Origin of the sequence: Streptomyces sp. NBC_00038, assembly GCF_026343635.1 — a bacterium.
Classification (GTDB): domain Bacteria; phylum Actinomycetota; class Actinomycetes; order Streptomycetales; family Streptomycetaceae; genus Streptomyces.
The window spans coordinates 284,282-300,543 of sequence record NZ_JAPELQ010000002.1; the positions used below are offsets into that span (position 1 = coordinate 284,282).

4 protein-coding genes are annotated in these 16,262 nt (G+C 68.3%); 1 reads left to right on the top strand and 3 read right to left on the bottom strand.

The window, feature by feature from the left end; translation table 11 throughout:
• Positions 1–40 precede the first annotated feature (40 nt).
• From OG219_RS44475 to OG219_RS44485, 3 genes are all read right to left on the bottom strand, one after another.
• Entirely contained in the window at positions 41–6,535 is a 6,495-nt protein-coding gene (locus OG219_RS44475; protein WP_266836886.1) for an RHS repeat-associated core domain-containing protein, read from the bottom strand.
• A gap of 189 nt (positions 6,536–6,724) precedes the next feature.
• Positions 6,725–10,276: a LamG-like jellyroll fold domain-containing protein gene (locus OG219_RS44480; protein WP_266837940.1), complete on the bottom strand. Its 3,552-nt coding sequence runs from the start codon at positions 10,274–10,276 to the stop codon at positions 6,725–6,727.
• Between the two features lie 753 nt (positions 10,277–11,029).
• Positions 11,030–12,889: a glycoside hydrolase family 76 protein gene (locus OG219_RS44485; protein ID WP_266836888.1), complete on the bottom strand. Its 1,860-nt coding sequence runs from the start codon at positions 12,887–12,889 to the stop codon at positions 11,030–11,032.
• A 394-nt stretch (positions 12,890–13,283) separates the two neighbouring features.
• On the opposite strand from OG219_RS44485, the gene OG219_RS44490 reads away from it, so the two are divergent.
• The gene (locus tag OG219_RS44490; RefSeq protein ID WP_266836890.1) at positions 13,284–16,190 is read left to right on the top strand and encodes a trehalase family glycosidase; all 2,907 of its coding nucleotides are present in this window, start codon (positions 13,284–13,286) and stop codon (positions 16,188–16,190) included.
• Positions 16,191–16,262: the final 72 nt, after the last annotated feature.

Sequence of the window (16,262 nt, forward strand, 5' to 3'; positions counted from 1 at the left end):
GGCGGAGATGGCGGCGCCGAAAAGGGCCCGTCTGCCTCTCCTAGTTCGGCACATAGATTTCCTCGATCCAGTTGATCTTCACGGTGATGTCCGTCTGGCCGTCGGGCCAGATCTGCTTCGCGACGTCCGAGCCGGCCTTCATGGCCGGGTTGGAGCTGCCGTTCTTGTACCCGTCGTCCGAGAGGCTGCGTGTCGCCGAGGCTACTGACATGGTGTTGGAGATCGACACCTTCGCCTGGCCGACCAGGGCTCCGTGGTCCCACTCCGAGTCGGTCCTGGGCGGCTCGCAGGCCACCCCGAGCAGCTCGTAGTCGAGGTTGTAGGACCCGAGCGCCATGCTCGCGGGGCTGGCTCCGTAGATGCCCTCGGTGAGGAAGCCGGTGATGTCCGTGAGGCCTTCCCAGATCTTCTCGCTGTCGGTGCGGTCGGCGTGCGACTTGTCGAACGATCCCTTAGCCGTGTACACGCCATCCTTGATCAAGCCCTGCATCTTGCGGATGAAGGACCTGAAGTGGTCCTCCGTGCGCAGTTGCCGGACGAACTCGCCGTCCGGGGGCAGGGTGACATCGGATGGTCCGCCCTTCGCCCACAGCATGACCAGTTCTTGGGCGGAGAGGTCCATGACCTTGCTCTTCTTACCCTCCTTGCGCTCCGGTTCGGGGTTCGGCCCCTTCTTGAAGGTCGGCTTCTTGAAGACGGTGACGTCGACGGAGGTCGTCCGGCCCGCGCGGGTGGTCACCGTGGCACTGATGTAGGTGTTGGACGTGCCAGGGACCTTGGTCGTGTAGTTCCGACTGGACTGGTAGACCCACGTTCCGTTCGGGCCCATCGTCATGTAGTCGCGGTACGTGCCGCCCTTGCCGTCGCTGCACCCGCGCTCGCAGTCCGTGATGGGCCGCAGACCGGTCGGGTCGGCCTTGGTGACGGGGGTGTTGTTGGCGTAGGCGTAGCCGTTCATGGACTCGTGGTCCTGGGGGACCAGGACCGGGTCGACCGAGAGGAACCGTCCGGTGGTCGGGTCGTACTCACGGGCACCGACGTGGACCAGGCCGGTGCCGGAGTCGACGGGCTTGCCGAGGAAGCCCTTGTCGTCGGGCCACAGTGAGGGTGTCGCGCCGCGGGTCTCGCCGAACGGCTTGGTGTAGCGGCGGGTGATGGCCTGGCTGGTGGCGTCGACGGCCATCGAGGCGGTGCCGTGGTGGTCGTCGATCATCCAGGTCAGGCTGGTCTCCGTGCGCACGGCGGTGACGTCACCGGCCGCGTAGTAGCGCTGGGCGGTGAACTTCTTGGCCCCCGTGTCGTAGTGGAGTTCCTGACCGGCCAGGTAGAGGACGGTCTTGCCGGGGCCGCGGCGGATCAGGAGATCGCCGTTGGCGTCGTACAGGTAGTCGGTGGTCTTTGCGCCCTCCGTGAGGCGGACGAGCTCTCCCTCGATGTCCCAGGTGAGGCTCTGCGCGACACCGGTGGTGCCGTACCGCTTGGTGGTGTTCCCCTGCTCGTCGTACGTCAGGGACTTGGCCGTGCCGCCGTTGACCGTGAGTGAGGTCAGGCTGTGCGGCTGGCCGCCGCCGGTGGCGTTGACGGCCGGGTAGCCGTAGGCCGTCGTGGTGTTACTGGTTGCGTGCTCGACCTGGGTGTCGCGCAGGCCGCCGGGCTTGTAGGACCAGCTGGTCCAGTACGGGGCCGGACCGCCGAGCGCGGCCGCCGAGCGGGTGGTGGTGCAGTCGTTGGACGACGGGGTCCAAGCCTCGGTCAGGCGGCGGTAGCCGTCGTAGGCGAAGCACTGCGTGTCCTTGCCGTTGGCCTTGTCCGTGACCGACTTGACGTTGCCGGTGGCGTCGTAGACGTAGTCGACGTCGCTGGTGTAGCCGGTGTTGGTCTGATCGACCGTGTGCATGTTGGACAGGCGGCGGGTGCCGTCCTCGTAGCGGTTGAGGATCTGGAGCTGCTTGGCGCCGGTGGAGGTGCCCAGGCGGGTCTCCTCGATCTCGCCGTACGGGGAGTAGCCGATGTTCTGGACGTAGTCGGTCATGCCGTCGGTGCCGGTGAGCATGCCGAGGCCGTTGTAGCTGTTGGCCACGGCCTCGGCGGGCAGGCCGGCCACCGCGGGCATCGAGGTCGACTGGACGGTGCCGTCCATGTTGTAGGCGGTGGAGGTGGTGAACGTCTGCGGTGCGCCGCCGTCCGCGACCAGGGCGTCACTGGCGGCGATGACGGTCTTGGTGCCCTTGGGGCGGCCGAGGCTGTCGTAGCCGGTGACGACCTGGGAGTAGATCTTGCCGGTGGTGCCGCCGACGTACCGGATGGCCGCGGTCACCTGTCCCTTGGCGAGGGAGTCGTAGGTGAACTTGGTGAGCTGGTGGGCGTTGTCCTTCACGCCGTCCCAGGTGCCGATCTTGCGACCGAGCTCGTCGTAGTCGGTGATCAGTGTGCGGGTGACCTGCTCCAGGGTCGTGGTGGTGGTCAGCGGCTGGTCGCCGTCGTTGTAGGTGGTGGTGACGGTGCCCTTGTCGGGGTCGGTGGAAGTGGTCTTGCGGCCGCGCAGGTCGTAGCCGTACGACCAGACGGCGTTGTCCGGACCCGTCATCTTCGTCAGCCGGCCGGATGGGTCGTGCTCGAAGAGGGTGCGGGTGTAGTCGGTGCCGGTCGGGACGGGGCCGCCGTACTCACGGCGCTCGGTGATCCGGCCGCGGGCGTCGGTGATGCTCAGGGTGCCGGTGCCGCCCGCTGCGGCGGTGACGGCGGTGCGGTCGCCCTGGTAGCCGGTCTTGGTGCGCCACTTCTCCTGGTCGTAGACCCGGAAGATCGACTCGGTGGCGCGGCCGGCGGCGTCGTAGACCGTCTCGGTGGAGGCGGGCACGGAGCCCGGGAAGGTGTTGGCCAGGGTGCCCGACGGGGCGAGGTTGTCGTGAACCTGCTCGTTGGCGATGTAGGCCAGGCCCCGGTCGTCGTACAGCGTCTCGGAGATCACCCGGCCGCCGTTCGGAGCGGGGACCTGCTGCTGGCGGGAGCGCAGGAGCGAGTCGAAGATCTCGTAGGAGCTGTTGTAGGTCTGTCCGTCGGCCTTGAGGGCGTCGGTGCGGACCGAGGTCTCCTTGTCGTTGTTGATGCTGTACGCGTAGACGAGGGTGGCCGCGTCGCCGAGCGCGCGGGAGCGGTCCGGCTTCCAGACCGAGCGCACACGGCCGAGCGCGTCCAGGGACCACTCGGTGACATTGCCGTTGGCGTCGGTGGTTTTGGTGGCCGTGCCCCATGCCGGGTCCACCTCGGTGGTGGAGGAGTACAACTTGGGGTCGGTGGAGGTCTTCGACGTCAGCGGACCGTATCCGGTGTCGTCGGGGACGTAGGTCGTCCTGACCGTGCGGCCCAGGGCGTTGGTCTCGGTGAGCGGGCGGCCCAGCTTGTCGAAGGTGGCACCGGAGACCTGCTGGTAGACGGGTGCCTTGGTCACCGGGTCGTAGCTCGCGACCCGGTAGGTGGCGGTGATGTCGCCCTTGGTGGGCGCCGCGCCGACCGCCTGGCTGTCATAGGCCGTGGTGGCGTCGGAGATGACGTCGCCGGGGACCGTCGGAATGGCCGTGCAGCCGACGGAGTGGACCTCGACACGGCTGACCTTGTTCACCAGCCAGTCCGTCGTGTTGCGGGCGTAGCTGGTGCGGGTGCAGGTCTCGTCGCCGGCCTTGGCGGTGTCGCCGCTGTCCTCGACGGTCAACGGCATGCCGTACGTGGTGTCGTACGTGGTCTTCTGTTTGACCGTGCGGCTGCCGGTGGACGTCTTGGATCGGGTGACGGTCTCACCGGCCTGGACGATCCAGGACTCGGTGTTGCCCCAGGCGTAGGTGTGGCTGCCGGTCCGGTACGCCCAGGGCGTGTTGATGGTGCCGCTGACCTCGTCCGTGCCGTTGTAGACGATGGTCTCGCGGACGAAGCCGGACAACTGGCGGGAGTCGTCGATCGCGGTACCGGTGGAGTCGGTGACCTTCTCCACCCGGGCCGTGCCGTCGAGTTCCTTCTCGCCGTTCAATCCGCGCATGTAGAGGGTGGACTTCTTGGAGCTCGGGCCCTCGGAGTCGCCGGAGGTCTCCACGACCTTGCCGTAGCCGCGCCACTGCGACCAGGTGCGGTTGGAGGCCTTGGTCAGGCCCTCGTCGTCGGCGTAGGCCCAGCCGGCGTCTTGGTAGTCGTAGTACTTCTCACCGGTGTCGCCGTGTCCGTAGGGGTCGTCCTGGAAGGTGGAGGTGACCACGTACTTGTGGAACCAGTCGGTGACCGGGGTCGCCCCGGACTGGGACCACTTCACCGGGTAGCAGCGGCGGATGTTCTTGTCGATGTCCGCCGGCATGCTGGAGCCCCAGATGCAGTCGGGGTCGGAGTAGTTGACCGTGAGGGTCGAGCCGGTCTCGGACTTGATGGTGCGCACCCGCCACTTGATGTAGCGCAGGGTGTCCGGGCCGCTGCCCTCGACGTGGTTGGACAGCTGGATGCCGCCGAAGACGACTGGCGGTGTGGCGGCCGCGGTGGTGTTGGCCTTGCCGGTGTTCTGGATGGACTTCAGCCACAGGCTTGCCGAGGAGGCGTCGCCGGTGTCGGGGAAGCTCTGGTCCAGGTGCCAGGTGTCGACGTCCCGCTGGGTGGTGCCGGTGCCGGTCCACACCGAGGTGGTGATGTCGGTGAGGCGCTTGCGGGTGAAGAAGGCCGGGCCGATCTGGGTGGTGCATTTGGTGCCGGACGCGCAGATCATGTCGAAGGGCACGTCGGGCCAGTTGGCCTTGGTGTCCGCCGTCAGGCTGGAGCAGCCGCCCGAGACGACGCAGCGCTCGGCGTAGGTGAAGCGGACCTGCTGGGCGGCGGGCTTGGTGTAGATCAGGTCGCTGCGCAGGCCGTAGTCGATGCGGTTGAGGTAGCCGCCACGGGTGTAGCCGGTGCCGTTGACGGTGGTGTCGGCGTTCTTGGAGTAGTAGTTCGTCTCCTTGCCGTACCAGTAGGTCGAGGCGTTGCCGTGGGTGTCCACGACGTAGTCCAGGTTCCAGCGCCAGGCCTGGGAGCAGAAGGAGTCCGCGAAGCCGGTGGACTTGTAGCAGGGCTCCCCGGAGTCGTCGCCGAAGACGGGGGCGGTCCATACGGAGTTGGTGACCGGGTCGTCGTCGGCGGTGTCGGTGGTGCCCTTGTCGCTCCAGCCGGGCATCCGGTGCTTGCCGAAGATGTACTGGGTGCCGGAGGCGTCCGTGACCTTCCAGTACTCGGTGTTGTCGTCGCCGTTGCCGGTGGCACCGGTCAGGTGCTCGACGCGGGAGCCATCCTCGTTCTTCACCTTCCACGACCCGCCGGACGCCTGCGACAGCGCGGCGGTGTCACATGCGGCCTTGTCCGCACAGGTGTTGACGAGTTCCACGGCCTTGCCGTTGAGGACGAGCGTGGCGTTGGCGTACTTCCAGCACTGGTCGCCCTTGCCGGTCTGGCCGTCGTCCTTGCACGAGGCGTACTTGCGCTCGATGTAGGACTCGGTCATCGAGAAGCCTTCGCCGATCACCGAGGTCTGGTTGTTCTCACCGGCCGTACGGCCGTCCACCGAACCGGAGCTGTAGGAGATGGACAGGTTCGGGGACGGGCCGGCTGTGGCCGGAGGGACCCGCAACGGGTAGTTCCAGGTGAAGTCGCCCGTGCTGCCGCCGGCCTCCCACGTCGCGGTCGGGGACAGCGGGGTGGCGCCGTAGTCGCCCCCGCCGCCCGAACTGTCGGCCGCCGCCGCCAGCAACATGGGGGTACCGGATGTGAGGGTGCGGGCGGAGAGGGTGCCGGTGAGCGTCTGGGACTCCGCGTCGTTGTCCGCCCCCTCGACCGGGGCCTGGGTGCGGCAGGACTTCTTCTCCGGGGTGGTCAGCGCGCAGGCCGGGAGCGTCACCAGGCTCAGACGGGGGCCGAAGTTGCCGCCGTAGACGTCGTTGAAGGAGGAGTAGTCCAGGGAGACCCGGAGCTTGTCGGTGTCGCCCTTGCCGGACACGGCTGCCGCCGGGTCGACGGTGAGCAGGACGCCGTTGACGCCCGCGTTCTTCGCGGCCGACTGGGAGTGGAGGCTGAGCGCCACCTTCTCGGCCGGGCCGGTGGCCTTCGTCGCTGTCTTGGTCTTCGCCGACTTGGCTGCCGAGGCGGCGGGCTCCTGTGCCAGGGCCAGGCCGAGCCCACCGACCGTGACGGCGGCCGTACCGGTCGACGCGACCTCGGCGGTGGCCTTTCCTGCCTTGGGCCAGGAGGCCTTCTTCAGCCGCTCACTGGTTTCGCGGGACGCCGGTGCAGCTTTGTCCTTCGGGGCCTTGGACGTGCCGGGCTTGAGCACGCCCACCTTGTCGGTCTTCGCGTCGGGCCGGTCCTCCAGCGGCTTCCGGGCAGCCTGGGACTGAGCCTGCGCGGCGAAGTCATAGCCCGAGGGAACCACGACTTGTGGCAGGAGGGAGAGGGAGGCGACGAGCGCGCCACGGGCAAGCCAGCGGCGTATGACCGCTCCTGGCAAGCGTGTGCGGAAGGGTGTTGAAGACACGGTGATTTCCCGTTTTCGGAAATGGAAATGGGCAGGAAGCGGTCGGGCGTCGGCGTCGGCGCCCGAGAACGCCGGATTTCGATACCGCCTGGGCCAAGACGCGCGGAAGGTTGCGAGCAGAACGAGACAGAGCAGAAGAAGGCAGGGCGGGACAGGGCGGGCAAGAGGCCCGCCCTGTCCCGCCCGCTCCTACTGCTGCTCGGTGTTGCGCCGGTTGGCGATGGCGTCGGTGGACGTGGCTCCGGCCCAGACGCGAACGCTGTCGATCTTCCCGGGGAAGTAGCGCGCGGCAACGCCGTTGATCTTCGCCCGGCCGATCTCGAACACTCCGCCGCCCTGCCAGGGGACGGAGTACGGCACACCGTCCTCGTCACCCATCAGAGCGCTGTCGACGTAGAGCTTGAGCCCGCCGAGCTTGGAAGTGTCATCAGGGTCGGCTTCGGCCTGAGCGTCATAGACGACCGACAGCATGACCGGGACGCCCAGCTGGGCCGTGGTCGAGGCGGTGGACTCACTCTCGGTCCAGACCGCTCCGGTGCCGTCCTTGTCGGGGCGGCCGAACGTCCACCGTCCCTGGGTGCTGCCTGCCGGCTGCTCGTACCAGACGCCCCAGGACGACTGACTCGTCCCCGACTGGCCGAACACCTGCACCGCGTACGACTTGCTGGTGTCGGCGAGCTTGGCGGGATCCAGCGTCACCCAGGCGGTCGCGGTGAAGGAACCGGAGTCGTCGACAACCGGGCCGGTTGCGGTGGCGTACGCGCTGGTGCCGTTCAGGGTCATCGCCTGCGTGGTGGTGACCTCTTCGCCGATGTCCGGGTCGCCGGTGGTGAACTGGGTGAGTGCGGCCCCGTTGAGGGTGAGGTTCCGGCCGAAGCCGCTGGTGTCCTTCACCGTGGTGCCGGTCGCGTTGGCCATGTCCGTGGCGTCCCACTTGGCGACGAGCGCCGGGACCGGGTCGCCGGCGGTGCCGTCACTGAGGTCCTCGTCCTCCAGCCAGGCGTCGTGGGCCACTTCGGTGTCCGCGAGTGCGCGGGACCAGACCCGCACCTCGTCGACGGTGCCGGCGAAGTTCTCCTTGCCGGTCGCGCCGTGCCACAGCCTTCCGACCTGCAGACCTCCGGAGGCCTTCCACGGGGTGACGGTGAACGGCACCGGATCCCCCTGCGGGACGCCGTTGACGTAGAGCTGGAGTGTCTGCGACGCAGCGTCGTAGACGCCCGCCAGGTGGGTCCAGACGTTCAGGACCGGCGGCTTGGTGCCGATCGAGCGAGTGATCGCCGGACTGACGACGTCCGTCTGGTGGCGGTTGAAGATCCAGGCGTTGTAGGCCGTCGAGTAGTACAGCTGGAACCCCGAGGCGTTCGTACCCGCCTGGGACAGGACGGTGTAGTTGACGTCCTTCTTCTCCAGACGCGCCCAGGCCGAGACGGTGAAGGACTTGGTGGTGTCCAGTACCGCGCCGGAGGTGGAGAGGTACGCGGTCGTGCCGTTGAACTTCGCCGCGCCGGAGCCGTTGCGGGCCAGGGTGTCCCACGTAGCCCCCGAGGAGGTCAGCGGGTGCTGGGTCGCTGTGGTGGCGTCGGTGAGGGCGTTGTCCAGGTGCCAGATCCCCGAGGGCTTCTCGGCGCCCAGCACCAGGAAGCTGTAGTAGCCGGTGAGTGAGCTGTGGCCGGCCGCGTCGAAGCCCCAGACCTGGATGGTGTTCTCACCGGCCTGGTTCGGCGTGATCGTCTGGGTGGTGGCCGTTCCCTTGGCGACGGTGATCGGGGCGGAGACCGCGCCGCTGTTCAGCTTCCACTTGTAGCTGACGACGTCCGACTGGATGCCGGCCGTGGCGGGGTTGGTGTCCGCGGGCGTGAAGGTGAACCTGCCCGGCGTGCCCACCCCGCCCGCGGCCGGATCGGTCTCGGCCGGCTTGTAGACGCCGTCCGCGCTGGTCACCACCGGAGGCGGTGGTGAATCAGTGTCTACGCGGAAGTAGCACCAGGACGACCAGGACGAGTCCAGCACACCGGTGACGCCCCGGTCCGTCATGTAGTACGCCTGCGTCTTGACCCGCATCCGGTAGTCCGTCTGCGCCGGCAGTGCGCTGGAGGACGCGTCGCGAGCGGCGTTGTCGGCCACCCAGGCGCCGTCCGGAGAGGCCGCGTACCAGGTGCGGCTGGAGCCGTCGGCCTTCCACACCTCGAACATGGCGCGCAGCTGGGCCTGGCTCCCGTCCGCCGACTGCACCGTGGCCAGCATCTTCGGCGTGGTGTCACTGGTGGCGAAGGGCAGCGTGGAGGTGTTGCAGGCCCGCCCGGTGGTGCCCTGCCTGACGCCGTACGAGGTCGGCTTGCCCGGATAGGAGACGTAGGTGACCGAGAGCTTGGCGTCGTTGCGGAACCGCGCCCAGGCGGCGGCGTCGGACTCGTCGTGCGCGGTCAGCGAGAAGGTGATCTGCGACTCCTTGTTCGCGGCGTAGGACGCGAGGGTCGTCGTCAGGTTCTCGTTCGTCTCCTCGTCCACGTTGTCGCTGAAGCGCACCCAGTTCGCCGGCTGCGACGGGGTGCACAGGCCACCCCGCCCGTAGGCCACGTTGCGATCACCCATCAAGTCCACAGCCGTGGGGCGGGACGACCAGGTGGTGCTGGAGGAGATGCCCTTGTCCACGCGGCTCAGGTCGTACCAGTGCGGATCGCAGGTGAACGTCCACTCCTGGTACACCTCCATCGTCGCGTCCAGGATCTTCTTGCCGTGGATCGACGAGAGCGGGTACTCGAAGTACATGCGCTGGGTGTACGGGCTGCTGGCGCAGATGTAGCCGGCGTAGTTGGAGCAGCGTCCGACGCCCTTGTCCCCGCTGAACTCCCAGTACTTGGTGCCGTTGGAGGCCAGAGCCGTCCAGTCGCCCAGGGAGATGCCCTTCGTGGGCGGGTCGACGTAGAGCGGGAAGACGGTGTCCTCGCCGTGCAGCAGGGCCGGGTCGGGCGTGATCTCCAGGGTGGTGCCGGTGATCTTGAGCGGGAGCTCAGCGGCCGCGTCACCGCTGCCGGGGGCCTCTGAAGGGGCCGGCTCGCCCTTGGCGGCGGGCAGCGGAGCCGCTTCCGTCGTCTCCGGGTCGCCCTCACCCTCCGCCACTGCCGAAGCCGTGCGGGCGAGTTGCGTGGTGATGCCGGCCGTGGAGGTGACGGTGGCCGGGGTGTCACCGGCCGAGTCCCACATCCGCCCCGCCGGGCTGTCGAAGACCGGGGTGCCGTCGCCGTCGCGCGCGACGAAACCGCCGTCGGCCGTCGGGGCGATGTCCAGACCGCCGCCGGAGACGGTCATCCTGATCGTCGCGAGCGCCGGGTTCTTGGCCGCCTCCGCGGTCTTGACCACGAGCACCGAGGTGTAGCCGGAGCTCAGCGCGGTCAGTTTCAGGTCGACGTCCGGGAGGACCCCGGCGTAGGTGGCGGTGTCGCCGTCGAGCCGGGGCTCGGGGAGCGCGGTGGGCCAGCCGAGCCGCAGCTCGTGCCCCTCGTCCTCCAGCGTGACCAGCCCGTCCCCGCTGCCGCCGCCCGAGAAGGTGAGACCGGCCGTGGTGCTCTTCGCCCGTACAGAACCGTCGGCTTCGCGCACGAGGGTGGTGTCGAGGGGAGCCCAGGTGCCGTCGTCCTTCCGGGCACGGACCGGAGCCGCGTTCATCTCCTGCGTGAAGGTGCCGTCCGGGTTGGCGAAGACCTGGGACGACTCAGTGGTCGCCGCGTCCACGGCCACCCGCTCACCGGTCTCCGCCGCGAACTCACTCGCCTTCGACTGCGGAGTTCCGTCAGCGGCTACCGAGGCCGCCCCGTCATCGGCGAGGGCCGGAGTCACCCCGACCCCGACCACCGGAACCCCAACCCCCAGGAGCGTGACGGCTATTGCCCCACTCCGCACCGCTTGACGCCAGCCGCGACCCCGTCTTCGCGTAAACACGCCCCACCCATCCCCTTAATTTTCCATTACAACAAGCTGTGAGGATCATGTGTGTGGTGATCATGCTGGTCAATGGTGTCGCGCATCACATTGCCCTGTTTCCAGCTTCCCGGTAATTTGCGCTGTTCGGACTGGTGGCCGCTGACGAAGCAGCACTTGGTGGACACAGCGCGCACATGCACCACCTCGTCCATCAACTGGCCGCGCACCGGCCGGAGATCGGCTGCCGCTCGCGATGCCGCAGCCTCCCGCGCATCCCGTCCCGTCTGCGGTGCAGTGCCAACTGCGCGCGCCTGACCGTCGGCGGCGGCGTCAGGATCGCGACCGCCTGTCGCTACGTACGCGAGGACGCCGACTGCTGGCCGCGTTCACACCCAGCCTCACCGAGTAGGTGAGGACACCGACGGCTCCGAGGTCGGCCGCGGCGAGCTTGACGACTGCCTCAGCATCCTTGTCCGACCCGACTCCTCGTTCATCGCCGACTGCTCCGCCGCCCTGTTGGACGGCGGAGCAGTCAGCGCCGGAGCACCACGGCGGCCGGTCGAGGCAGGTTCAGCCACCCGCCGCGGTGATGGCACCGAGGGCGCTCGCCTGCGTACGCCAGTCGGTCTGGTTGGGGCTGGCGCCGGCCCAGCGTTCGCCGAGCGCGTTGAGGGAGGTGCGGTCGTTCGCCCAGATCGTGTCCGACTGCTTCTGGATGTACGACGTGTAGGCGGTGGATCCGGTGGCCTTGGCGAGGTCGTTGAAGTGGCGCATGAAGATGCCCTTGAACTGTTTCTGGTTGTCGTCGCAGGCCGCCGAGCCGAGGTCGCAGGATTCGGTGAGCACACCGTTCCTGGTGAGTTGCGAGCTGCTCATCGCGGCATCGGCCAGGGTGCGGGCGGTGGTGAGCAGCGAGGTGTCCCCGGTCGCTTTCGACAGTTCGAGGAACCCGCCGATGGCCAGTCCCTGGTTGTAACTCCACACGGTGCTGCCGTTGTTGGCGCAGGACGAGGTCAGTCCGTCGTTCACCAGTCCCGAGGAGTTGATCATGCCGCTGGACTTGTACCAGGCGGCGGCGGTCTTGGCGCGCTGGAGCCAGACGGTGTCGCCGGCGATGCGCTGGTGCAGCGCCGTGGTCAGCCAGAGGTACTGCCCGTTCGTCACCGCGTTCTTGTACGTGCGCTCGCGGTCCCACCACACGCCGCCGCCGCAGGTGCTGGGGTCCCAGTACCCCTGGACGTAGTTCGCGATGGTGACGGCCTCGGCGAGGTAGCGGGCGTCCCCGGTGTAGTCGTACGCGTCCAGCCAGGCGATGGCCCACCAGCCCGCGTCGTCGATGGCCCGGCTGATGAAGTGGCCCTCGATCGCGTCCGAACTGCGCCCGCCCGCGGGGAAGGTGCCCTTGTTCTGGTCGAAGGTGCGCGCGATCACCCAGTCGTAGTCGTGCGTGCCGGAGGTCTTGGCGTAGTCGATGAGGGCGGTGAGGGTGGCGGCGGAGTTCCACCAACTGCTCTTCCACCAGCCTTCGTACGGGTCGTACGACGCCATCAGCGCGTCCGCAGCCGCACGGCCCCTGGACGGGGCGGGGCGGACCCAGGCCGTGCAACTTCCCTCGTTGTGGCCGGCTTCCCGCCCGCAGGCGCGGACCGCGCCGCCGTAGAGGAGACCGCGCGGGTCGCGGGTGGCGAACATCTTGGTGCGGGTCGCGGTGGAACCGGACGGTGTGCCGGTGCGGCCGAGCGAGGACCCGTCCGGCCAGCTCGTCCCGCCGTTCCAGGAACGGTCGAGCCAGATCTCGTCGCCGGCTCCGCCGCCCTCGATGCTGCCCCAGGCCATGGAGTTCTTCTGGTCGACGTGCAGCCGGACCGTGCGGCCGTAGATGGTGGTCGACGGCACCGGCTGGTCGTCGCCGGCGGCCTGGCCGGGGTCGGTTCCGTCGCAGAGCGTGTCGCAGACGGTCGGGTACACCCAGTTCGTGCAGCTCACCGCGTTCGCGTCGCCGCAGGCGCGGACCAGACCGCGTTTGTGGTTGCTGGGGTCGGTGATGTTGTACATCAGCGTTCTGGTGCCGGTCCACGTACTGGGGATGCTCGCCTTGCCCAGCAGTCCGTCCCAGGTGGCCCCGCCGTCCCAGGACCGGTCGATCCAGACCGAGTCACCGGCCGTGCCGCCGTCGATGCTGGCCCACGCCATGTCGTCGGCATCGGAGACATGGAGTTTCAGCTGACGGCCGTTGAGGTCCTTGGTGGGCACGGGGAAGGTGTCCTGCCGGGCCAGTGAGGGATCACGTGTGTCGCAGTACAGGGCGCACACGGTGGTGGCGGCGGAGGCGGGCGTCGACAGGGGGATCAGTGTCGCGGCGGCCACCACGGTCACGAGGAGCAGTCCGACCAGCCATCTGACAACGTTGTCTCTGTGCAGGTCCGTCATCGATCTCGCCTCACTCCTGGGGGGGATGGGGACACCAACGAGCACACAGCGTCGGTCACTTGACGGCCTCACGGGCCGGCCGGGACCGAGCACTGGTCCATACCTGTCTCGGAGGCAGTGAACCGCCCTGGCAAGTCCCTGTCAATGACGTGAGACGCATTCATTCCCGGCTTGAAACGTGACACACGCAGCGGGTTGACACCCCATTCACGACCCCCCATCATCGGTGCAACTTCGGCGAGCCGCCTCGCACAATCCCTTGCGCAATGAGCTTCACCTGCCGCGACGATCGAATTGAATCGATTCATTCCCGATCCACTTCGACCTTCGCACCAACCGAGCATCAACCGAGAACCCTCTCCCCCACCTGGCAGTACCAACCCGGGAGGCAACCATGCGTCGCCGCCGCTTCACGCACTCCAGACACAAGGATTTCCGGCATACTGCCGGCCGCTTCGCGGCCCTGACAGCCCTGCTGACCGCAGGTCTCGTCCCGACGGCCGCCGCCTCGACCGCGTCGGCCGGGTCCAGCGAAGTGACGTCAACAGCCGTGTCCCCAACGGCACTTGCTGCCCTGAACTATTCGCCGACCTCCCGGACGGTCAAGCCGACCGCCGTGTACCGCACCTCGGGCAGTGTCGCGAATCCGACGAACGTCCTGAGCGGACAGTCGACGCGGATCTCCGGTTCCCAGTCGGCCATCACCCTCGACTTCGGCAAAGAGGTCGGCGGGGTGACAACGTTATCGTTCGGCAGCACCAGCGACTCCGGCCAGCGGGTGGGCCTGGCCTTCAGCGAATCGTCCCTCTACGTGGGGAACAACAGCGACCGCAGCAGCGGCCGCGACGGCGAGGACGGAGCGCTGTACGGCTCGGCGCCCGCCAACGGCTCGTACACGGTTCCCACGGCCCAACAGCGCGGCGGATTCCGCTATCTGACGGTCTTTCTGGACACCTCGGGCTGGGTGGACCTCAAGGGCGTCAGCCTCAACTTCACGGCGGCTCCCGGAAAGTCCAACCCGGCCGACTACGCCAACTACTTCCACTCCAGCGACGATCTGCTGAACCGCATCTGGTTCGCGGGTGCGTACACCGTGCAGCTCAACACCATCGCCTCGAACCAGGGACGGGCATGGCCGCCGCCGTCGTCGGCCTGGGACAACAGCGCCACCGTCGGCGTCGGCGACAGCGTGCTGGTGGACGGTGCGAAGCGCGACCGTACGGTCTGGCCCGGCGACCTCGGGATCGCCGTACCGACCCAGTACGCGTCCACCAACGACCTGGTCTCCACACGCAACGCGCTCACCACGATGTACAACGCGCAGTCATCGGCGGGTGAAATCCCCTGGTCCGGCCCGCCGTTCAACCTCACCGGCTCGGACACGTACCACACGTGGACGCTGCTGGGCACGGCCACGTACTACACCTACTCCGCCGACCGCGCCTGGCTGGACTCGGAGTGGGCCAACTACAAGCGCGCGATGACCTTCATCACGAACAAGATCGGCAGCAGCAACCTGCTCAATGTGACCCGTACGCAGGACTGGGCGCGCGTCGGACAGGGCGGCGAGAACATCTCGGCCAACGCGCTCCTGTACGCCACCCTCAGGTCCGGGGCCACGCTGGCCACGGTGGAGGGTGACAGCGCGCTCGCCGCGAGCTGGACCAGCAAGGCGGCCGCTCTCAAGTCCGCCGCGAACGCTGTCCTGTGGGACGCGTCGGCGGGGATGTACCGGGACAACCCCACCAGCGCCCTGCACCCGCAGGACGGCAACTCCCTTGCGGTCTGGTACGGGTTGACCGACACCGCAGCGAAGTCGAAGAGCATCGTCACCGCGCTGGGCGCTCGCTGGGGCGCGTACGGGCCGACCACCCCCGAGTGGGGCGGCAATGTGTCTCCCTTCGCGGGCGGGATGGAGCTCAACGCCCGCTTCACCGCGAATGACGACTACGGCGCCCTGGCGCAGATCCGCCGTACCTGGGGGCACATGCTGGACAGCCCTGTCGGTACCAGCAGCACGTTCTGGGAGGGGATCAGTGCCGACGGCGGCCCGGCGTACGGCGGTTCGTTCATGAGCATGGCCCACGGCTGGTCGTCCGCGCCGACGTCCACGCTGACCTTCGACGTGCTGGGCACCGCACCGGAGTCGGCGAGCGGCGCCTACCGGTTCGTCCCGCATCCCGGCGACCTGACCAGCGCCGAGGGCCGCATCACGATGCCGCAAGGCGCCGTGAACGCGTCCTGGTCCCGCAACGCGAGCGCCGGCACCTACTCGGCGCAGCTCACCAGCCCCTCCGGCACCACCGGCCGGATCGGTGTCCCCAAGTTCGGCGGCGGCAACGTCTCGGTGTCGGTGAACGGAGCCGTGGTGTGGAACAACGGCTCGTTCACGCCCACTTCGGGCATCACCGGTGCGAGCCAGGACGACACCTACGTCTACCTCACCGGTGTCGCGCCGGGCAGTTACAGCGTGAGCGCCACCGGCCTGGGCAACCCGGCGCCGCCCGACGTGCCGGGCACCGGTGAACTGCGGGCGGGCTTCACCCGGTGCGCCGGCGAGGGCGGCACCTGCTCCTTCAGCGGCACACGCGTCGTGGCCTACGGGGCCGGATCGTACGCCTACCGGACGGTGAACGGCAGTACGGCCTGCACCAACGCCGCGTTCGGCATCGATCCTGCCGCGAACCTCGTCAAGTCCTGCTATCTGGCGGACGCGGGCGGGCCTCCGGGGTACACGGCCTGCGCCGCCGAGGGCAGCAACTGTTCGGTCCCCGGTTACAACCGCAACGTGGCGTACGGAGCCAACGGCGCCTTCTCCTACCAGGTCACCAACGGTTCCGTCGCCTGCACCAACGCCCACTTCGGTGATCCCATCGACGGTGTCGCCAAGTCCTGTTACCTGCCACCCGCGGGCGGTCCGCCCGGCAGCTGGACGCAGTGCGCGTCCCAGAACGGCACTTGCTCCGCCGCCGCGGGACAGCCCGTGAGGTACGGCGCCTTCGGCGCGTTCAAGCAGGTCACGGCCACCGGGAACACCGCGTGCACCGACGCAACCTTCGGCGACCCCATCCCCGGTGAGTCGAAGTCCTGTTACACCGCCACCGGCGGTCCGCCCGGATACGCCGGTTCGTGTGCCGCCGAGAACAGCACGTGCGGCTTCAGCGGAACGCAGACCGTCGCGTACGGGGCACGGGGTCGATTCATCTACAAGTCGTTCTCCAGCGGCACGCCCTGCACCACCGCGGCCTTCGGCAGCGATCCACTCCCCGGTGTCGCGAAGTCCTGCTACCTCACCTCCTGACCGGCGCCACCGAAGCCAAGCCACCGAAGCCACGGTGACAGCCTCACACCTGGAAGGCTTTGCTTAAGCAGG

What these genes read in the sequence shown, in the direction of transcription:
- OG219_RS44490 (WP_266836890.1), top strand. Translation starts at nt 13,284, where the DNA reads ATGCGTCGCCGCCGCTTCACGCACTCCAGACACAAGGATTTCCGGCAT.
- OG219_RS44485 (WP_266836888.1), bottom strand. Translation starts at nt 12,889, where the DNA reads ATGACGGACCTGCACAGAGACAACGTTGTCAGATGGCTGGTCGGACTG.